This is a genomic window from Erwinia papayae, assembly GCF_058241465.1.
In genome coordinates, this window is the sequence record NZ_JBZCHT010000009.1 from 39,707 (window position 1) to 58,629 (window position 18,923).

Annotated in this window: 15 protein-coding genes, 4 tRNA genes and 2 pseudogenes; 8 read left to right on the forward strand and 13 right to left on the reverse strand. The window is 50.1% G+C overall.

Features of this window, described 5'->3' with window-relative positions; translation table 11 throughout:
- Positions 1–2: 2 nt before the first annotated feature.
- Positions 3–692 (forward strand): GntR family transcriptional regulator, encoded by a 690-nt coding sequence (locus tag AC3RPL_RS04850; protein ID WP_490739158.1) that lies wholly within the window; start codon positions 3–5, stop codon positions 690–692.
- Positions 693–760: 68 nt separating this feature from the next.
- On the opposite strand, the gene crr is transcribed toward AC3RPL_RS04850, so the two are convergent.
- From crr to cysZ, 5 genes are all read right to left on the reverse strand, one after another.
- A complete protein-coding gene (gene crr / locus AC3RPL_RS04855; protein WP_034938258.1) occupies positions 761–1,264 on the reverse strand; it encodes a PTS glucose transporter subunit IIA in 504 nt (167 codons plus the stop codon).
- Between the two features lie 43 nt (positions 1,265–1,307).
- Positions 1,308–3,035, reverse strand: a complete 1,728-nt coding sequence (gene ptsI / locus AC3RPL_RS04860) for a phosphoenolpyruvate-protein phosphotransferase PtsI (RefSeq protein ID WP_490739159.1) — start codon at positions 3,033–3,035, stop codon at positions 1,308–1,310.
- A 216-nt stretch (positions 3,036–3,251) separates the two neighbouring features.
- Positions 3,252–3,509, reverse strand: coding sequence for a phosphocarrier protein Hpr (gene ptsH, locus AC3RPL_RS04865; protein ID WP_034916267.1), 258 nt, complete (start codon positions 3,507–3,509; stop codon positions 3,252–3,254).
- A gap of 392 nt (positions 3,510–3,901) precedes the next feature.
- Entirely contained in the window at positions 3,902–4,873 is a 972-nt protein-coding gene (cysK, locus tag AC3RPL_RS04870; protein WP_490739160.1) for a cysteine synthase A, read from the reverse strand.
- 128 nt (positions 4,874–5,001) lie between these two features.
- On the reverse strand, positions 5,002–5,763 hold the full coding sequence (gene cysZ, locus AC3RPL_RS04875) for a sulfate transporter CysZ (protein ID WP_490739161.1): 762 nt from the start codon (positions 5,761–5,763) through the stop codon (positions 5,002–5,004).
- A 217-nt stretch (positions 5,764–5,980) separates the two neighbouring features.
- Here cysZ and zipA point away from each other — a divergent pair, with 217 nt between their 5' ends.
- From zipA to AC3RPL_RS04890, 3 genes are all read left to right on the forward strand, one after another.
- Positions 5,981–6,937: a cell division protein ZipA gene (gene zipA / locus AC3RPL_RS04880; protein ID WP_490739162.1), complete on the forward strand. Its 957-nt coding sequence runs from the start codon at positions 5,981–5,983 to the stop codon at positions 6,935–6,937.
- Between the two features lie 78 nt (positions 6,938–7,015).
- Positions 7,016–9,034, forward strand: coding sequence for an NAD-dependent DNA ligase LigA (gene ligA, locus AC3RPL_RS04885; protein WP_490739163.1), 2,019 nt, complete (start codon positions 7,016–7,018; stop codon positions 9,032–9,034).
- Between the two features lies 1 nt (position 9,035).
- Positions 9,036–9,254 carry a DUF3820 family protein gene (locus AC3RPL_RS04890; protein WP_490739164.1) on the forward strand — a complete coding sequence of 73 codons (219 nt, stop codon included), beginning with the start codon at positions 9,036–9,038 and terminating at the stop codon, positions 9,252–9,254.
- 85 nt (positions 9,255–9,339) lie between these two features.
- On the opposite strand, the gene AC3RPL_RS04895 is transcribed toward AC3RPL_RS04890, so the two are convergent.
- Positions 9,340–10,374 (reverse strand): bile acid:sodium symporter family protein, encoded by a 1,035-nt coding sequence (locus AC3RPL_RS04895; protein WP_490739165.1) that lies wholly within the window; start codon positions 10,372–10,374, stop codon positions 9,340–9,342.
- A gap of 96 nt (positions 10,375–10,470) precedes the next feature.
- On the opposite strand from AC3RPL_RS04895, the gene AC3RPL_RS04900 reads away from it, so the two are divergent.
- The gene (locus AC3RPL_RS04900; protein WP_490739166.1) at positions 10,471–11,391 is read left to right on the forward strand and encodes a LysR family transcriptional regulator; all 921 of its coding nucleotides are present in this window, start codon (positions 10,471–10,473) and stop codon (positions 11,389–11,391) included.
- On the opposite strand, the gene AC3RPL_RS04905 is transcribed toward AC3RPL_RS04900, so the two are convergent.
- The 4 genes from AC3RPL_RS04905 to AC3RPL_RS04920 all read right to left on the reverse strand — a co-directional run bounded on the left by AC3RPL_RS04905 (position 11,388) and on the right by AC3RPL_RS04920 (position 12,202).
- Positions 11,388–11,738 carry a FlxA-like family protein gene (locus tag AC3RPL_RS04905; RefSeq protein ID WP_034938245.1) on the reverse strand — a complete coding sequence of 117 codons (351 nt, stop codon included), beginning with the start codon at positions 11,736–11,738 and terminating at the stop codon, positions 11,388–11,390. The genes AC3RPL_RS04900 and AC3RPL_RS04905 overlap by 4 nt on opposite strands.
- Before the next feature lie 199 nt (positions 11,739–11,937).
- A tRNA-Lys gene (locus AC3RPL_RS04910) sits at positions 11,938–12,013 on the reverse strand.
- A 4-nt stretch (positions 12,014–12,017) separates the two neighbouring features.
- A tRNA-Val gene (locus tag AC3RPL_RS04915) sits at positions 12,018–12,093 on the reverse strand.
- A 33-nt stretch (positions 12,094–12,126) separates the two neighbouring features.
- A tRNA-Val gene (locus tag AC3RPL_RS04920) sits at positions 12,127–12,202 on the reverse strand.
- Between the two features lie 272 nt (positions 12,203–12,474).
- On the opposite strand from AC3RPL_RS04920, the gene gltX reads away from it, so the two are divergent.
- On the forward strand, positions 12,475–13,890 hold the full coding sequence (gene gltX, locus AC3RPL_RS04925) for a glutamate--tRNA ligase (RefSeq protein WP_490739167.1): 1,416 nt from the start codon (positions 12,475–12,477) through the stop codon (positions 13,888–13,890).
- 177 nt (positions 13,891–14,067) lie between these two features.
- On the opposite strand, the gene AC3RPL_RS04930 is transcribed toward gltX, so the two are convergent.
- Both AC3RPL_RS04930 and AC3RPL_RS04935 read right to left on the reverse strand, forming a co-directional pair.
- Positions 14,068–14,427 carry a YfeC-like transcriptional regulator gene (locus tag AC3RPL_RS04930; RefSeq protein ID WP_034938239.1) on the reverse strand — a complete coding sequence of 120 codons (360 nt, stop codon included), beginning with the start codon at positions 14,425–14,427 and terminating at the stop codon, positions 14,068–14,070.
- 141 nt (positions 14,428–14,568) lie between these two features.
- Positions 14,569–15,358 (reverse strand): annotated as a pseudogene (locus AC3RPL_RS04935) (formate/nitrite transporter family protein).
- A 419-nt stretch (positions 15,359–15,777) separates the two neighbouring features.
- Here AC3RPL_RS04935 and AC3RPL_RS04940 point away from each other — a divergent pair.
- A tRNA-Ala gene (locus tag AC3RPL_RS04940) sits at positions 15,778–15,853 on the forward strand.
- A 225-nt stretch (positions 15,854–16,078) separates the two neighbouring features.
- Here AC3RPL_RS04940 and AC3RPL_RS04945 read toward each other — a convergent pair.
- Positions 16,079–17,263, reverse strand: coding sequence for a NupC/NupG family nucleoside CNT transporter (locus AC3RPL_RS04945; RefSeq protein ID WP_490739168.1), 1,185 nt, complete (start codon positions 17,261–17,263; stop codon positions 16,079–16,081).
- A gap of 366 nt (positions 17,264–17,629) precedes the next feature.
- Between AC3RPL_RS04945 and AC3RPL_RS04950 the strand changes: the two are divergent.
- A pseudogene (locus AC3RPL_RS04950) lies at positions 17,630–18,859 on the forward strand (Nramp family divalent metal transporter).
- Positions 18,860–18,923: the final 64 nt, after the last annotated feature.

Below are 18,923 nucleotides of genomic sequence, written 5' to 3' on the forward strand. Positions count from 1 at the left end.
GGATGAGTAAAGCGGCTCCCAGTAAGAAGCAGGAAGTTCAGCGTATTGTCGAAGCTTTGTCGCTGGCAATTGCTCAGCACCGGCTGAAGCCGGGAATGCGCCTGATTGAGACGCAGATAGTGGAAGTGCTGGGGGCTAATCGCAATCACGTTCAGACTGCATTACAGCGCATGGCAATGCAACATATTGTCACCATTGAGCCTAATCGTGGTGCGATGGTGACCCGGCCAGAAGCCAGTGAAGCTCGGGAGGTTTTTATTGCCCGCCGTGCTATTGAGTGTGCGATCATTTCCTGTATCACTCCTCAGGCAATCACTGAATTTGCGGATGAATTGCACGCCAGGCAAAAAATTGAGCAGGAGGCCGTTTTCCGCGGTGACCGTCGCGAGGTGTTGCGAGAACTGTGTGAATTTCATCTGCTACTGGCAAAAATAAGCGGCAATAAGGTACTGGAAGAAATTCTTAACAACCTGATGGTACGCAGCTCATTGATCGTTGCCCTTTACCAACGCAATGATCTTTCGGTCTGCCAGTGTGACGAGCATGATGATATTGTGGCGGCGTTAAGGGTGGGAGACCAGGTTCTGGCGCAGAAGGCGATGACAGAACATCTTGACCGCTTGGAACAGCAGCTGGACCTGCGTGAAATTGCCCCGGATAAATTAAGCCTGCGCGATGCACTGGCAGGGTAAGTGCCTGGTATGCAGCAAAAAAAAGCTCCCTGATTTGTTCAGGAAGCTTGTGTGAGTTCGCTGTCGGATTACTTTTTGATACGAATAACCGGTGTTTCGCCTACGACAACGCTGCCTGTCAGTTTCACCAGTTCTTTAATCTCATCCATGTTCGAGATGACAACCGGCGTCAGCGTTGATTTTGCTTTTTCTTCCAGCAAGGCCAGATCGAATTCGATGACGACGTCACCTTTTTTCACTTTCTGGCCTTCTTCGGCAATGCGTTTAAAACCTTCGCCCTTCAGCTCGACAGTGTCGATGCCGAAATGGACAAACAACTCAATGCCGTTGTCAGACTCAATGGAAAAAGCATGATTAGTTTCGAAGATTTTTCCGATGGTACCATCAACCGGCGCTACCATTTTATTGCCAGCAGGTTTGATAGCGATACCGTCGCCAACAATTTTCTCCGCAAAAACGACGTCCGGTACGTCTTCAATATTTACTATCTCACCGGACAGCGGCGCTACGATCTCAATGGCTCCAGATGCGCTATCTGATTTATCGCCAAAAAGTTTTGAAAACAAACCCATGATCTTCTCCTAAGCAGTAATATTGGGCTAGCGTCACCACGTATCAGCAGAGTGTCTTTTCTTCAATGAACTTGTTGACCAGGTTCATCAACTCGTCCGCTGTCGGTTGAGCCATGGCCTGCCCTGCTAACGCTTTTGCATCTTCGAAATTCGTATTTCGGATGATTTTCTTGATGCGCGGAATAGAAATGGCACTCATACTGAACTCATCCAGCCCCATTCCCAATAAAAGTAGTGTAGCACGTTCATCGCCAGCGAGCTCACCACACATCCCGGACCATTTTCCTTCAGCATGAGATGCATCAATAACTTGCTTGATAAGCGTCAGTACTGAAGGGGTCATTGGATTGTACAGATGAGAAATCAGATCGTTGCCACGATCAACTGCCAGCGTGTACTGGGTCAAATCGTTGGTGCCAATGCTGAAGAAATCAACTTCCTTCGCCAGGTGATGAGCAATCGCAGCAGAGGCGGGTGTTTCCACCATGATGCCAACTTCGATGCTTTCATCGAAATCTTTACCTTCTTCACGTAACTGCGCTTTTAATTTTTCCAGCTCTGCTTTCAGCGTGCGAACTTCTTCAACAGAGATGACCATCGGGAACATAATGCGTAGTTTGCCAAACGCGGAAGCACGCAGAATAGCGCGTAACTGGGCATGAAGAATCTCCGGGCGATCCATGGCAATACGAATCGCACGCCAGCCAAGGAACGGGTTATCTTCTTTTGGCAGATTCATATACGGCAAATCTTTGTCACCACCGATATCCATGGTGCGCACGATGACCGCCTGCTGTCCCATTGCCTCTGCGACGGCTTTATAAGCCTGGAACTGTTCTTCCTCACTCGGCAGTGACTCACGATCCATAAACAGGAACTCAGTTCGGTACAGGCCGACACCTTCAGCTCCATTTCGCTCAGCCCCTGCCACGTCACGTACTGTACCGATGTTGCCACAGACTTCAACCTGATGACCGTCAAGCGTAATAGCCGGCAGATCTTTGAGCTTGGCCAGATCGTTTTTTTCGGTCACATACTGATTGTGGATTGCCTTCAGCTCGTCGATTTTCTCCTGCGACGGATTAACATAAATATTGTTATTTACGCCGTCGAGGATTAGAAAATCGCCATTTTTAACCTCAGAGGTAACATTGCCGGTGCCGACAATGGCTGGCAGTTCAAGAGAACGCGCCATGATCGAGGTGTGTGATGTACGCCCACCTAAATCGGTGATAAAACCCAGCACCTTATCCAGATTCAGCTGCGCGGTTTCTGAAGGTGTAAGGTCTTTAGCCACCAGCAGAACTTCTTCAGCGATGGCGCTGAGATCGACAATATGCAGACCCAGAATATTCTGTAACAGGCGTTTACCGATATCACGCACGTCAGCTGCGCGTTCTTTCAGATATTCATCGTCAAGCTCTTCCAGGGCCTTAGCCTGACCTTCAATTACAGAGTGAACAGCCGCGTCGGCAGAAGCAAGGTCGTCTTTGATCAGGGCAATGATCTCCTGCTCCAGCTCTTCATCTTCCAGCAACATAATGTGGCCTTCGAAGATGGCTTCTTTCTCTTCACCGAAGGTTTCTCCGGCTTTGATTTTGATCGCTTCCAACTGTGCGGCAGCTTTGTTACGACCATCAAGAAAACGCTGGACTTCCTGTCCGGCCTGATTGGCAGAGATTTTTTTTCGGTTGATGACGATCTCATCTTCTTTAAGTAGAAGCGCTTTGCCGAAAGCTATACCCGGTGATGCTAAAATGCCTGAAATCATAATCCTACCTTTTTAATAACGGACAACTGCCAGGGCTGTCGTTCTGAATCTGTCGGCCACATAAACGTAGGTAGAACGCCGTTACCACTGCTGCAACAGGCTGGCTACTCACGACTGGCACCGAGGGGGACTAGATGAAAGCAACAGCGCGGACCATATAGCCCGCGACAGAAATGGTTGCAAAAATTTCTTAAGCCCGCACTGGAAAACCAGGGCTTATTCGAGTTCTGCCATCAGTTTAACCAGATGCTCAACGGCTTTCTGCTCGTCTTCGCCTTCAGCTGACAGAGTAACAACCGTTCCCTGAGTCAGGCCGAGCGTCTGCAACTTGAACAGACTTTTCGCGCTGGCGGATTTGCCATTTGAGGTGACGGTGATTTCAGAAGCAAAAGCTTTCGCTTCTTTCACGAACTGAGCGGCGGGACGAGTGTGGAGGCCGTTAGGTGCGGTAATGGTAACTTCTTGCTGGAACATTATGTTTCCCCAACTTAATTAGGTTTTGTGTCGTCGTTCTAAAGTCTGGCCGTGGGCTGTACTTTAGTCTGGATGTGTCGCGCTGGCCTGCGTACAATGACGCGCCAAAAAATGCGCTGATAAAGGTCAGGAGGAAGCGAACGGGCACTTATGCCTTCCGACTAACGTTTTCCTTTCCTATTATGCCGCGATTTGCGCAGCTCCGCCAAACCAGTAAATCGATTCAGCTTGATCCATTTCATGGAGCGATTAATTTTGTGGTTCGAAATAATTGGAAGCTTTGATACCAGACACCCAGGGGTAAAAGCAATCGGCAGGGATGCAAAACTTTGACCTGCTCCACAAAAAAGCACCCGAATGGGTGCTTTTTTAGAAAATTCGCATTTCGGAAATTACTGCTGCAACTCTTTCTCGGTAAAAAGATCGGCAAACAAAGCAGTACTCAGGTAACGCTCGCCGGAAGAGGGCAGGATGACAACGATGTTTTTATCGGCAAATGCGGCTTCTTCCTGCAATTTCAGTGCCGCTGCCACAGCCGCACCGGAAGAGATACCTGCCAGGATGCCTTCTTCCTGCATCAGCCGACGCGCGGTTGAAATGGCCTCGTCATTAGTGATGGTCAACACCCGATCAACCAGGCTCAAATCAAGATTTCCCGGAATAAAGCCTGCACCAATACCCTGGATTTTATGTGGGCCGGGTTTAATCTCCTCGCCCGCCAGAGCCTGCGTAATCACCGGTGAATCGGTTGGCTCGACGGCCACGGTCAACAGATCTTTTTTACCTTTGATATTTTTAATATAACGGCTGACGCCGGTGAGTGTACCGCCCGTGCCCACTCCGGCAATGAATACATCAAGGTTGCCGTCGGTATCTTCCCAGATTTCAGGGCCGGTAGTTTTTTCATGAATTTCAGGATTGGCAGGATTGCTGAACTGTTGCAACAGGATAAATTTGTCAGGGTTGCCGGCAACAATTTCTTCTGCTTTGCTGATGGCACCCTTCATGCCTTTTTCCCCTTCGGTTAGCACCAGATTCGCGCCCAGCGCTTTCAGCAACTTACGGCGCTCGACACTCATGGTTTCAGGCATGGTCAGGGTCAGCTTATAACCGCGAGCGGCAGCAACGTAAGCCAGGGCTATGCCCGTATTACCGCTGGTCGGTTCGACCAGTTCAACGCCGGGTTTGAGAATGCCACGTTTTTCCGCATCCCAGATCATGTTTGACCCAATGCGACATTTAATGCTGAAGCTTGGATTGCGGGATTCAACTTTTGCCAGAATGCGACCATTACCAATGCGGTTCAGTCGAACCAGCGGCGTATGACCGATTGTTAACGAGTTGTCTTCGTAGATCTTACTCATGGCCCATCCTTAACTGTATGAAATATTGGCAACCTTGAGAGCATACCCTGTTCATATTTCCTGAGAAGTAAAGAAATTGCATATATATATGTAATGCAGCAATAAGGGGTAATCAAAAGGCATAAGGCTCAGGGTTTGCGGCTGGACAGGCTCTGATACCGATCAACCCACATCGCCGTTGCGCCACAGACGGCCACCGGCATGATAATCAGGTTAAGTAGCGGGATCAGGGTAAACAAACTGACCAGCGCACCAAATTGCATATTGTCAGTTTTGTGCTGCTTTAAAGCGCTGCGCATTTGTCTGAAACTGACTTTGTGATTATCGAACGGGTAGTCACAGTATTGAATTGAGAGCATCCAGGCACTGAACAGAAACCACAGAAGCGGTACGACTGTCTGACCAAATCCCGGAATAAAATAGAGCAGTAAAAGTACGGCAGCTCTTGGCAAATACCATGCCAGCTTTTGCAATTCGCGTTTCATGATGCGAGGGATGTCTTTCAATATCTCCATCCAGCCAATGTCTGGTAAAGGTTTTCCCGTCAGCCTGCCTTCCAGTTGTTCAGCCAGCAAACCGCAAAACGGTGCGGCTATCCAGTTTGCCACCGTCGAGAAAAAGTAGCTGAAAACCAGCAGAATTGAGATAACCGCCAGTGGCCAGAGCAAATAGCTTAACCACTGTAACCAACCGGGAACCGAAGACATCAGGGCTGGCAGCCAGTGCCCCAGCTGTTGGAACAACCAGATAAAGGCTCCTCCCATTAGCAAAACATTCACTATCAGAGGAACGATAACGAAGCGGCGAATCCCCGGCAGTGTTATCAGCTTCCAACCCTGAAAAAAATAGTGGATACCATTAGCGTTGGTTGCTGTTGAGTGAGTGGTCATCGGCTGCTTTCCTTATTTATTGGCCAGGCGATGCTACCACATACAGAGTGTTAATACCGGAAGGGTGGTTTTTGGACAAAAAAACAGCAAAAAAATGTGTCGACTCACGCTTATTTGTCAGAAAATACTGCACGGACTTGCACTTGTGCACCAGGGCAAATACATTTAGAGGATAAAGTTTGCCGTGTTGGCAAGGTATTGGAAGACAGAGAGTACAATGGTGCAGGATTTGCGTCTGATATTAATTGTTGTTGGCGCGATCGCTATAATAGCGCTTCTGGTTCATGGCCTGTGGACCAGCAGTAAAGAGCGCTCATCGGTTTTTCGTGATCGTCCGCACAAACGCTTAAAGCAGGAAAGAGAAGAGTCGTTCGACGACATTGATGAGCCTGGTGAAAATGTTCGCGCCAGGCCTGTTCGCGCGCGTGCTGAAGACGAGCATGAGCATGAGTTGACTGAACATCAGCAAGTACCCGAAAGACCTGCACCAGCCAGGTTGCGTGTGCCGCCGGAATCCACTCCTCCTCATGTGCCTGTGGTTGATCAGCAGCCTGAACTTGACCCTTTGTTTGGCGCTGAATTACCGCCTGAGCCTGCCCCACGCCAGGTTACAGAGCCGGTTGCCCCAAAACCAGCTCAGCCTGTCAGGCCGACTCCGGCAGAGGCACATCATCAGCCGAAACCTGATCCGCTTCCCGAGCCGCAGCAGTCAAAAGCAGTGCCTGCTGTAACCAGACCTCCGCAGGAACGTCTGAAAGAGACCGTACTGGTCCTTCATGTTGGTGCGCATGTTGGTGGTGTGTTGAACGGCGAGTCTCTGCTTCAGGGTATCCTTCAGGCAGGTTTTCAGTTTGGCGAAATGAACATTTTTCACCGCCATCTGAATCCCGCTGGCAGTGGCCCTGTTTTGTTCAGTCTGGCAAACATGGTTAAGCCTGGTTCATTCAATCCTGATGAAATGGCTGATTTTTCCACCCCAGGCATCTCGATATTTATGATGGTGCCTTCATACGGTGATGCAAACCAGAACTTTAAACTGATGTTGCAATCCGCTCAGCGCATCGCTGACGACGTTGGCGGCGTGGTGCTTGACGATGAGCGGCGTATGATGACCCCACAGAAGCTGGAAACTTACAAAAGCCGTATTCGTGAAGTGACTGAGGCCAATGCCTGATAGTCTTCCAAGGGCGTTTTAATCCTCAATTTTCAGAACCCCCGCTTGTCGGGGGTTTTTTATCGCTATGGTGCCGTTATGCAATCTGTTCAAGACAAAATTATCGCCCTGCAAACCACTCTGCGGCATTACGAATATCAGTATCATGTCCTTGATGAGCCTGTGGTTCCGGACGCTGAATATGACCGCCTGATGAACGAATTGCGGGAGCTGGAAGCGGCGAATCCACAGCTGATTACGCCAGACTCTCCCACTCAGCGCGTGGGTGCTGAACCACTCACGGCCTTTGAGCAGGTGCGTCATGAAGTACCAATGCTTTCACTTGATAATGCTTTCGATGAAGAAAGCTATCTTGCTTTTAACAAGCGCGTACAGGACCGTCTGAAAAGTACCGATGACATCATCTTCTGTTGTGAGCTGAAGCTGGATGGTCTTGCTGTCAGTTTGCTTTACGAAAACGGGGTGTTGATCCGGGCGGCAACCCGTGGAGATGGTACTACTGGCGAAAACATCACCGCGAATGTTCGTACTATTGCTGCAATACCTCTGCGGCTCAGGGGTGAAAATATCCCGGAGAGAATTGAGGTTCGCGGTGAAGTATTTATGCCCCAGGCCGGTTTTGAAAAACTTAACGAAGAGGCAAGGCGAACGGGCAGTAAAGTTTTTGCTAATCCCCGCAATGCTGCTGCCGGTTCACTGCGGCAACTTGATCCCCGTATTACCGCACGTCGTCCGTTAACCTTTCTGTGCTATGGCACGGGATTACGTGAAGGAGGCGAGATGCTGGGCAGTCACCTCGCACGCCTGCAACAACTGCGAGATTGGGGACTGCCGGTCAGTGACCGTATCTGCCTGTGCCGCTCTCCCGCAGAGGTACTGGCGTTTTACCGTAGAATCGAAGAAGAGCGCGCTGCGCTGGGGTTTGATATCGACGGGGTGGTCATTAAGGTTGATTCTCTGGCACAACAGGAACAGCTGGGATTTGTCGCTCGTGCTCCTCGCTGGGCTGTGGCCTTCAAGTTTCCGGCCCAGGAACAGATCACTACCGTACGTGATGTGGAGTTTCAGGTTGGACGTACCGGAGCAATTACGCCGGTGGCTCGTCTGGAGCCGGTGCAGGTGGCCGGCGTCATGGTCAGTAACGCCACGCTGCACAACGCTGATGAAATTGATCGGCTGGGGCTACGCATTGGCGATCGGGTAATTATCCGGCGAGCCGGTGATGTTATTCCACAGGTGGTGGGTGTTATTGAATCCGGACGTCCGGATGATGCAAGGGAAGTGGTTTTTCCAACGCACTGTCCTGTTTGTGGTTCAGACGTCGAACGCGTGGAGGGCGAGGTGGTGGCGCGCTGCACTGGTGGATTGATTTGTGGCGCACAGCGTAAGGGGGCGTTAAAACATTTTGTCTCACGTCGTGCGATGGATGTGGATGGCCTGGGTGACAAGATCATCGACCAGTTGGTGGATAAAGAATACGTCAAAACGCCGGCGGACCTGTTCACTCTCAGCCCCGGCAAGCTGACCGGCCTTGACCGAATGGGCGTTAAATCGGCACAGAATGTGGTTAATGCACTGGAAAAAGCAAAGCACACCACGCTGGCGCGCTTTCTGTATGCGCTGGGGATAAGCGAAGTTGGTGAGGCTACGGCAGGTAATCTTGCGGCACATTTCGGCTCAATGGAGAAGATTTTAGCTGCGGATGAAGAGGCGTTAATTGCCGTTCAGGATGTCGGTACGGTAGTCGCTGCCCATGTGCGTAATTTTATGGACGAAGAGAGTAATCGTGAGGTGATACGTCAGTTGATTGAGGACGCCGGTATCACCTGGCCTGCGGTTACCGTGGTGAAGGCTGAGGAAATCGACAGTCCTTTTGCCGGTAAGACGGTTGTGCTGACTGGATCCTTATCGGTACTGTCACGTGATGAGGCGAAAGATCGTCTTACCGCGCTGGGAGCGAAAGTCAGCGGTAGCGTGTCAAAGAAAACCAGCCTGGTTATTGCCGGAGAAGCCGCAGGATCGAAACTGGCTAAGGCCCAGGAACTGGGAATTGAAGTGATCGATGAAGCAGAGATGATCCGACTATTAGGTGATTAACATGGAAAAAGAGCATCTGAAGGAAATAGCGAACACCGCCATGCCGTTTGGTAAATATAAAGGCAGAATGTTGATCGATCTGCCGGAGCCCTATCTGCTGTGGTTTGCCCGAAAGGGCGAATTCCCTGCCGGGCACCTTGGGGAGCTGATGCAACTGACGCTGGCGATCAAAACCGAAGGACTTGAAGGGCTGATTACGCCACTGAAAGCGAGGGTGTAAACCTCACTCAAAGTGGCAATGACAAGTCAGTGCTACAAGCGACGGGGTTGTCTGTGGTGTTTTACACCAGTTTAAAGGCGGAACTTTAGTCCGTCTGCTTCACCTGTCGCGGGGTTTCAACCGGGGCGTTGTTCTTCTCCTGCTGCTTCTCGGCCAGTTTTTCTCCGGCCTTTTTATAGCGCTGTGCCAGCATCGAGCAAACCATCAACTGCACCTGATGGAAGATCATCAGTGGTAACACGATGATGCCAACTGCCGCCGAAGGAAACAGAATGTTGGCCATGGGCACGCCATTTGCCAGACTTTTCTTTGAACCACAAAACAGAATGGTAATCTCATCAGGACGATTGAAACCGAACAGGCGCGCCGCCAGCAGATTAATCACTAATACAACGGCTAACAGGCCCAGACTGCCTGCGAGAATATACAGCAGCGTACTGACGCCCACACGATGCCAGATACCATTGACCACCGCCTCGCTAAAGGCGGAGTAAACCACCAGCAGGATTGAAGCCTGATCCGTTTTACCGATTAAACCACGATGCTTCTCCACCCAGTTGGCGATCCATCGGCGCGAGATGTGTCCCAGTACGAATGGCAGCAATAATTGCAGCATAATTTTGCCAATTTGCTCCAGGTTGCCGCCGGCTGCATCGTTATGCACGTTCATTACCAGACCAACCAGTAAAGGGGAGATGAACACGCCAAGCAGGCTGGATGCTGAGGCGCTGCATACCGCAGCGGCTACGTTGCCACCAGCAAGAGAGGTCAGGGCGATAGCGGACTGTACGGTGGCAGGAAGAATACACAGGTAGAGAAAACCGGTGTAAATCTCTGTGCTGACCGGCAGCGGATGCCACCATACAAACAGCAGACCAAGCATCGGAAACAGCACAAATGTACTGAACATCACCCACAGGTGTAGCCGCCAGTGGCTGCCACCGGCAATGATTTTCTCTCGTGACAGTTTGGCTCCGTGCATGAAAAAAAGCAGAGCGATAGCCGCAGTGGTGAGCCATTCAAAGAAATCGACAAAATGACCACGCGCGGGCAGGAAAGAAGCCAGCAGCACGGTGACGATAAGCTTCACCATCAAAGGATCGAGACGAAAAAGACGCATTGTTAATATCCGGTTAAATTAAACAATGCGGCTATTGTGCGACGAGTGGGTTTAGAAATAAAATTGATTTATTGAATTCATATATGAAAAAAACAGATGAATTACTCACTCCGTCAACTTCGGGTATTCGTCGCTGTCGCTCAGCAGGGTAGCTTCAGTCAGGCCGGACAGCAGATTGGGCTTAGCCAGTCAGCCGTCAGTCACAGCATTAAAGAGCTGGAAGGGGAAATGGGTATCCGTCTTCTGGATCGCACCACACGTGAGGTGCTCCTTACTGAGGCAGGCAAACAACTGGCCAGCCGTCTTGAACGCCTGCTGGAAGAGTTGAATACAACGTTACTGGATGTGCGCAGTTATGGGCAGCAGCGCAGTGGCACGGTGCGCGTTGCAGCCAGCCAGACTATCTCTGCGCATCTGATGCCGCAATGCCTGGCAGCGAGTCAACTGCATTTCCCTGAGATAAAAGTGATGTTGCACGATAGACCCCAGCAGTGGGTGTTGCAAAGCATCCGTAATGCTGAAGTTGATTTTGGCATCGTTATCGGGCCGCTGCCGGTTGAAGATTTTGCATGTGAGGCCATTCTTGATGAGCCTTTTCTGTTGCTGTGCCGCCGGGATGATCCGCTGGCTGAACAGTATCCAGTGCATTGGCAGATGCTCAACCAACGCCAGTTGGTCCTCCAGGATTATGCCTCTGGCAGCCGGGTGTTAATCGACGAAGCTTTGCGAGTACAACAGATCGAAGCGGAAATTGTGCAGGAGATTGGGCATCCGGCGACATTGTATCCGATGGTGGAAGCGGGGATTGGTATCAGTATTCTGCCTGCTCTGGCGCTACCTTTACCGCAGGGAAGACCACTACTGGTGAGAAGGATGGTACCGGAAATTAACCGAACGATTATGTTAGTACGGCGTAAGAACCGCTCACTGACACCGGCAGCTGAAGCTATCTGGCAGGAAGTGCGTCAGCAGGCTGTGCTGCTGACGCAACAACGCCAGAATATGCCAGCGTTTTAGATATACACATCCAGCGAGTTAGTCGCCGTTGGACGATTAACGCCATCGGCCGCCTTAGTGGTGGCGGTGGTTGCTGCCTCTTTCTTGATGTCCTGCTTTTCCTGTGCTGCCTGAGCCTGTTGCTGCTCGATTTGTGCTATCTGTGCTTGAATCATTTGAATCTGGCTGTCGATCATCTGCTCCTGCTCCGACTTTTGCTCGTCGGTCAGGGTGGTGTCGTTACCCAAACTTTTTAACTGGTTCTGTAGCTGAACAATCTGTTTGTTCAGGCTGGCAATTTGTGACGTTGAGCCACTGCTGCCCGTGCTTGCGGAACCGATTGAGGTGCTGGAACTGATAGTACTCATCGTCTTCTCCTTTGTAATAGACCAGATCGGTTATCGGCATATGTCGCAGCAGACTTGATGAGTAAATTGTAAGAATTTTGACAGGAAGAAGTAAAGGTCAGGTTATAAATGCAGAGGGAGCTAATAACCGGGAACAGGAAAAAAAGTGCAAAACAATTTTATAAAAGCAAAAAGGCACCTTTAGGGTGCCTTTCTACACTGGTGGGTCGTGCAGGATTCGAACCTGCGACCAATTGATTAAAAGTCAACTGCTCTACCAACTGAGCTAACGACCCGAAGTGGTGGGTGATGACGGGCTCGAACCGCCGACCCCCTCCGTGTAAAGGAGATGCTCTACCAACTGAGCTAATCACCCACTTCGTGACTTCATAACAGATTTCATTTGAGATGGTGGGTGATGACGGGCTCGAACCGCCGACCCCCTCCGTGTAAAGGAGATGCTCTACCAACTGAGCTAATCACCCCCGCTGTGTGGAGTCGCATTATAGGGATCGCGGGAAATGAGTCAACGCTTTTTAAAACGAAAAAGTGCGTTCGTCTTAAAATTAAACAGACGCCCGGGCTTTCATGTAAAAACCGCATCATCATGAACTCTTTCCGGAAAAGACTGGACAGAAGCCGGGTAATGCCGTTGAGGATTCGTCCTCAGGTGATAGAATGTGGCCCACTTTTTGTTGTTCTTTATGAGAACCTCCGGCGACAGCCGATTCTGATAGCGTAATTAAGGCAGCTGTTAATGAAAATTAAAACCCGCTTCGCACCCAGCCCGACCGGCTATCTGCACGTCGGTGGCGCTCGCACCGCACTTTACTCATGGCTGTTTGCCCGCAATCACGGCGGCGAGTTTGTGCTGCGTATTGAAGATACCGATCTGGAACGCTCTACCCAGCAGGCGATCGACGCGATTATGGATGGCATGAACTGGCTCAGCCTCGACTGGGATGAGGGCCCGTACTATCAGACTAAACGCTTTGATCGCTACAACGCGGTGATTGATGAGATGTTGCAAGCGGGGACGGCCTACAAATGCTACTGCTCAAAAGAGCGTCTGGACGCGCTGCGTGAAGAGCAGATGGCTAACAATGAAAAGCCTCGTTACGACGGTCGCTGCCTCGACAGCCACGAATCGCATGCGGATGATGAACCCTGCGTGGTGCGTTTTCGCAATCCACAGGAAGGCTCGGTTATTTTCGACGACCAGATCCGTGGCCCAATTGAATTCAGCAATCAGGAACTGGATGATCTGATTATTCGCCGCACTGACGGAGCGCCTACCTATAATTTTTGCGTGGTGATTGATGACTGGGATATGCAGATCACCCACGTGATCCGTGGTGAAGATCACATTAATAACACGCCACGACAGATCAACATTCTGAAAGCGATTGGGGCTGAAGTGCCTGTATATGCTCACGTTTCGATGATCCTGGGCGACGACGGCAAAAAACTGTCCAAGCGTCACGGTGCCGTAGGCGTGATGCAGTATCGCGATGACGGCTATCTGCCAGAAGCGCTGCTCAATTATCTGGTACGGCTGGGCTGGTCCCACGGTGACCAGGAAATTTTCAGCACTGAAGAGATGAAGCAACTATTCGATCTGGATGCGGTGAGCAAATCTGCCAGCGCATTTAATACGGAAAAGCTACAGTGGCTGAACCACCATTACATCAACAGCCTTGCCCCGGAATATGTTGCCACCCATTTGCAATGGCATATTGAACAGGAAAACATCGACACCCGTACCGGACCTGAACTGGCTCAACTCGTCAGACTGCTGGGCGAGCGTTGCAAAACGTTGAAAGAGATGGCCGGAAGTTGCCGTTACTTTTACGAAGATTTCAATGAGTTTGATGCCGATGCTGCTAAAAAGCATCTGCGGCCGGTAGCACGTCAGCCGCTGGAGGTCGTGCGGGATAAACTGACTGCCATTACTGAATGGACGGCTGACAATGTCCATCAGGCCATTCAGGCTGCGGCCGATCAGTTGGAAGTGGGCATGGGCAAAGTGGGGATGCCGCTGCGTGTTGCAGTGACCGGTGCCGGTCAGTCCCCGGCACTGGACGTCACGGTACAGGCAATAGGCCAGTCCCGCGCCATTGCCCGTATTGAAAAAGCACTGGCTTTCATTGCGGAGCGTGAAGCGCAGGCTTAATTCGGGCAAAAGTAATAAAGTGCTCTCAGGGGCTGATGCCAGTCGGTTAAAGCTGACTGGCTTTTTTTTGCTTTGCGCATTATTTCCGTCATACGCATATAAAAAATCCGGAAATGCTACATTTCCGGATTTTCTCATTTCGGCATTGCCGCCCGATCAATCTGTTTCAGTTCATTTCTACTTTTCAGACTGGCTTATATCCAGTCGAAGCAGCATGCCCTGAATACCTTCACGTAACAGCAATGAGTAAAGTTGTTCCTGCTCTTCCGTGTTCATTTGTTGAATCGAGGTCATCAACAGAGCGGGCAGAGAGTTTTGGGTTACGCGGTAGGTGGCGGTTGGCTCAGCAACGTGTCGGGTCGACTTCAAAAAGTTTCTGACATTTTCATCAATGTGGATCATCCGGGCTTTACCACCTTGAACACCGGGTTTAGGCACCGTTGTCCATTGCTCTTTCTTAACCCATTTATTGATCGTCTGCCGACTGAAACCCGTTTCCTGCGCCAGTTCTTCAGGCGTCAACCATTCCTTTTTCACTATGCAATATCCTTTTTGCGTTGATTTGTAACAGGTACATATTACAGCAAATTGTTGTGTGAACAACTAACAGAAAGGACTAATCAGAATGACAGGGGAAAAAACAGGACTCCCTCTGTTTATTAGCAGGGGAGTCAACTCTCAGCGTGTGGCAGATGCAGAGCTTTTTTGTGGTCGCCAGGCCATGTAATAAACCAGGCCAACAAAAACAGCGCCGCCAACGGTATTACCCAGGAATACCGCGACAAAATTAGGGAAATAGTCAGCCCAGCTCAGTTGTCCGGCGAAAATGGCTGCGGGGATAATGAACATATTGGCGACTACGTGCTGAAAACCGATAGCGACAAATGCCATAACCGGGAACCACATTCCTAAAATTTTACCCATCACATATTTACTGGCAAAAGCCAGCCAGGTTGCCAGGCAAACCAGCCAGTTACAGCCGATACCGGAAATAAATGCGTGGATAAAATCCGCATGTATTTTGGCATTAGCGATAGCGGCACTCTTCTTAAGATAGTCACCTTCCGTTATACCCAGCAGATGGCAAAAAAAACCACGCTACCGCCACACTACCGATGAAGTTGGCAAGGGTGACCCAAAACCAGTTACCAGGCACACTTAAGACACCGATCTGACAGGCAAACCAGGCCACCGGCATTACCATCATATTGCCGATCAAGAGCTCTCCTCCGGCCAGTATGGTGGGGATAATACCTACCGGAAACACCACCGCGCCTGACAGACTGCTAAATCAGTCCCAGTCGGCAGGCAGCTGATTAATTACATGGATATCTAACAGAAATCCGGTGGCAATAAATGCACTCGCCAGAAAACCGAGGATCAGTATGGAAGAAATAAATAAATGACTTTTGGCTACGCCAGAATGGATGACGACTGCCGCTATCTCTTCAGGTTGATTGAGGGACATAGTCGCTCTGAACAATGTGTAGTCGGTGTTAAAAAGAAAAAGAACGAAACTGTTGCGCTGAGAAAGCGCACGTCCAGCCTGGGAAGGGTCAGGGTATGTTAAAATGTGGGCAGTTTTGTATGAGGAATTAACAAAAACAAGCATCGAAAAAGATATAAATAACCGCCTGTTTACATTATTTCTACCTCAGCCAGAACGTGCCCGCACAGAAAGAATGATTGCAGGTTGGGGGGCTACATTTTGCAGCGGATTCGTGTTGCTGTAGACATTCATACTGCAGCAGGCATTTTAAAAAGCGGGTTTTTTTAATGTGTTGACGTCTTTTTCAGCGATTGATCCTGGAATGATAATTTGCCGTTGACACCACCGGCCCTGTTTCATATTATGCCCGCCGTCAGGATGACATGGTTTATCAGTTTGGGGGTATAGCTCAGCTGGGAGAGCGCTTGCATGGCATGCAAGAGGTCAGCGGTTCGATCCCGCTTATCTCCACCAGATTTAAAAAGAACCCTGCCTGGCAGGGTTTTTTTGTATTCAAAATAATACGTTAAGCAATCAGCTCTGTTCAGATTTCCGCTTTATATCTCACTGCCCGCCATCGTCACTTACCCATCGGTGACAGCCATCCTGTAGCCATTATCAGAGAAATGATGCAAGACGGAAAGTGCAATAAAAAAGGCGGCCTGATTAGCCGGGCCGCCTTTGTCTTTCTGCAATGGCTTACAGTACAAGACCTGCGATGGATGCCGATAACACACTGACCAGTGTGGAGCCGTACAACAGTTTCAGACCAAAGCGCGATACCACATTACCCTGCTCTTCATTCAGGCCTTTAATTGCGCCAGCGACAATTCCGATTGAAGAGAAGTTGGCAAACGACACCAGGAAAACGGACAGGATACCTTCGCCGCGAGGGGAGAGGTGACCAGCCAGCTTCTGTAAATCCATCATGGCGACAAACTCGTTTGATACCAGTTTGGTCGCCATAATGCTGCCAACCTGCAATGATTCCGCTGCCGGTACACCCATCATCCAGGCAAAAGGATAGAACACGTAACCCAGCACGCCCTGGAAGCTGATACCGAAAATCGCATCAAACAGGGCGTTGATCCCTGAAATCAATGCAATAAAGCCAATCAGCATGGCGGCGACGATGACCGCCACTTTGAAACCTGCAAGGATGTATTCACCCAGCATCTCGAAGAAACTCTGCCCCTGATGCAAATTACTCAGCTTCAGGTCTTCTTCGTGTTCCACGCGGTATGGATTGATCAATGAAAGGACGATAAAAGTACTGAACATGTTGAGGATAAGCGCTGCCACAACATATTTGGGCTGGATCATGGTCATGTACGCGCCGACGATTGACATCGAAACGGTGTACATAGCCGTTGCGGCCATGGTGTACATGCGGCGTTGTGACATTTTTCCCAGAATATCTTTATAAGCAATAAAGTTTTCTGACTGTCCCAAAATCAGCGAGCTTACTGCGTTGAAAGATTCCAGTTTGCCCATGCCATTGATCTTCGACAGCACGGTACCCACCGCGCGGATAATCACCGGCAGGATGCGGAAGTGTTGCAGAATGCCGATCAGTGCGGAGATAAACACAATCGGGCAAAGGACGTTCAGCCAGAAGAAGGCCAACCCTTTATCATTCATATTACCAAAAACGAAATTTGTACCCTGGGCGGCATAAGCCAACAGCTTGTCGAACAGACCCGCAAAACCTTTTACGAATCCAAGGCCGACTTCCGAGTTCAGGAAGAACCACGCAAGCAGAACCTCAATAACCAGAAGCTGTATAATAAAACGTACGCGAATGTTTTTGCGATCGCTGCTGACCAGTAAGGCCAGCAGGGTCACGACAACCAGCGCCAAAGCAAAATGCAGAATGCGGGACATGATTGCTCCAAATTTGAAGGCTGTTATATTTCGCTGCACATTCTATGTAACGGGTTACAGAAAAACGAGATCTATTCCGCAATATAACAATTACCTATTGCGCGCCGTTGAGAATCATCTGATTTTGTAACTTTGATGTGCTGTTTAAAAAATCACCCATCATGTTGTGAGGTTATCTTTTTTACCCTAAAGTAAAAACTGTTGCTGAGTTGTTGGCAATGGCGTAGTTTAACGGTGAATATAGCCAATGCTATATTTATTAGTACTGGCTATCATAGCAATCAGGAAAACCTGTTTAAATGCGCTTGATAATCATTATCATTTTAAAGACAATACTCATATCAGGTGTATAGCAGGGGTAAGTCTATGTCCGAAGGCCGCACTGTGGAGCAAACGGTTCGTAGCTCCCGAAAAATAAAATTTGCGCTAATGGGGCCAGCTTTCATTGCTGCCATCGGCTATATCGATCCGGGAAACTTTGCCACCAATATCCAGGCCGGAGCATCCTATGGCTACAAACTGTTGTGGGTGGTGGTCTGGGCCAACATAATGGCGATGGTCATTCAACTGATGTCGGCCAAACTGGGGATAGCCACGGGGAAGAACCTTGCTGAACACATCCGTGACCGCTTTCCACTTCCTGCCGTATGGTTTTACTGGGTGCAGGCCGAAATCATCGCCATGGCAACCGATCTGGCTGAGTTTATTGGTGCGGCAATAGGTTTTAAATTGATTTTTGGCATCAGCCTGTTGCAGGGCGCGGTGTTAACCGGTGTGGTCACTTTTCTTATTCTGATGCTCCAGAAAAGAGGGGAAAAGCCACTGGAGCTGCTGATAGGCGGTCTTTTACTGTTTGTGGCCGCTGCCTACGTTTTAGAGCTGTTTTTCTCGCAGCCGAAGATCGGTGCCCTGATGCAGGGCGTTGTCGTTCCCTCGCTACCCACCGCTGACGCGGTTCTGCTTGCTGCGGGTGTGCTGGGTGCGACCATCATGCCGCATGTTATCTATCTCCACTCATCGTTGACGCAAAGCCCGGATGGTGGCACGCGCGCAGAACATTACTCCTCCACCAAACTTGATGTGGCGATTGCAATGACCATCGCAGGATTTGTCAATCTGGCGATGATGGCGACCGCAGCGGCGGCGTTTCATTTCAGCGGCCACACCGGTATTGCCGATCTGGACCAGGCCTATCTGACACTCGATCCCCTGCTGGGTCGGGCGGCGTCGCTGGTCTTTGGTCTGAGCCTGTTGGCGGCCGGGCTCTCTTCCACCGTGGTAGGCACCATGGCGGGCTAGGTGGTTATGCAGGGCTTTATTCATATACGTATTCCATTGCTGGTCCGTCGTGTGGTGACCATGCTGCCCTCATTTATTGTTATTATGGCGGGCTGGGAACCGACACGTATTCTGGTGATGAGCCAGGTTCTGCTCAGTTTTGGCATTGCGCTGGCGTTGGTTCCACTGCTGGCTTTTACCGGCAATCGCGAGCTGATGGGCGATATGGTTAATTCACCTCTGATGCAAAATGTCGGCAGGGTGATCGTGGTCGTGGTGGTGGCGCTAAATCTCTATCTGCTGGTGTCGATGGTGTGATGACAACGGTGAAAGCCGCCGGTTAAAGGCGGCTTTCCTCAGCAAATGTGGTTCTGATCATTAA

Coding starts and splice junctions, on each gene's coding strand:
- cysK (WP_490739160.1), bottom strand. CDS start 4,873: ATGAGTAAGATCTACGAAGACAACTCGTTAACAATCGGTCATACGCCG.
- ligA (WP_490739163.1), top strand. CDS start 7,016: ATGCAATCTGTTCAAGACAAAATTATCGCCCTGCAAACCACTCTGCGG.
- crr (WP_034938258.1), bottom strand. CDS start 1,264: ATGGGTTTGTTTTCAAAACTTTTTGGCGATAAATCAGATAGCGCATCT.
- AC3RPL_RS04945 (WP_490739168.1), bottom strand. CDS start 17,263: ATGTCCCGCATTCTGCATTTTGCTTTGGCGCTGGTTGTCGTGACCCTG.
- cysZ (WP_490739161.1), bottom strand. CDS start 5,763: ATGACCACTCACTCAACAGCAACCAACGCTAATGGTATCCACTATTTT.
- AC3RPL_RS04895 (WP_490739165.1), bottom strand. CDS start 10,374: ATGCGTCTTTTTCGTCTCGATCCTTTGATGGTGAAGCTTATCGTCACC.
- zipA (WP_490739162.1), top strand. CDS start 5,981: ATGGTGCAGGATTTGCGTCTGATATTAATTGTTGTTGGCGCGATCGCT.
- gltX (WP_490739167.1), top strand. CDS start 12,475: ATGAAAATTAAAACCCGCTTCGCACCCAGCCCGACCGGCTATCTGCAC.
- AC3RPL_RS04850 (WP_490739158.1), top strand. CDS start 3: ATGAGTAAAGCGGCTCCCAGTAAGAAGCAGGAAGTTCAGCGTATTGTC.
- AC3RPL_RS04905 (WP_034938245.1), bottom strand. CDS start 11,738: ATGAGTACTATCAGTTCCAGCACCTCAATCGGTTCCGCAAGCACGGGC.
- ptsH (WP_034916267.1), bottom strand. CDS start 3,509: ATGTTCCAGCAAGAAGTTACCATTACCGCACCTAACGGCCTCCACACT.
- AC3RPL_RS04890 (WP_490739164.1), top strand. CDS start 9,036: ATGGAAAAAGAGCATCTGAAGGAAATAGCGAACACCGCCATGCCGTTT.
- ptsI (WP_490739159.1), bottom strand. CDS start 3,035: ATGATTTCAGGCATTTTAGCATCACCGGGTATAGCTTTCGGCAAAGCG.
- AC3RPL_RS04900 (WP_490739166.1), top strand. CDS start 10,471: ATGAATTACTCACTCCGTCAACTTCGGGTATTCGTCGCTGTCGCTCAG.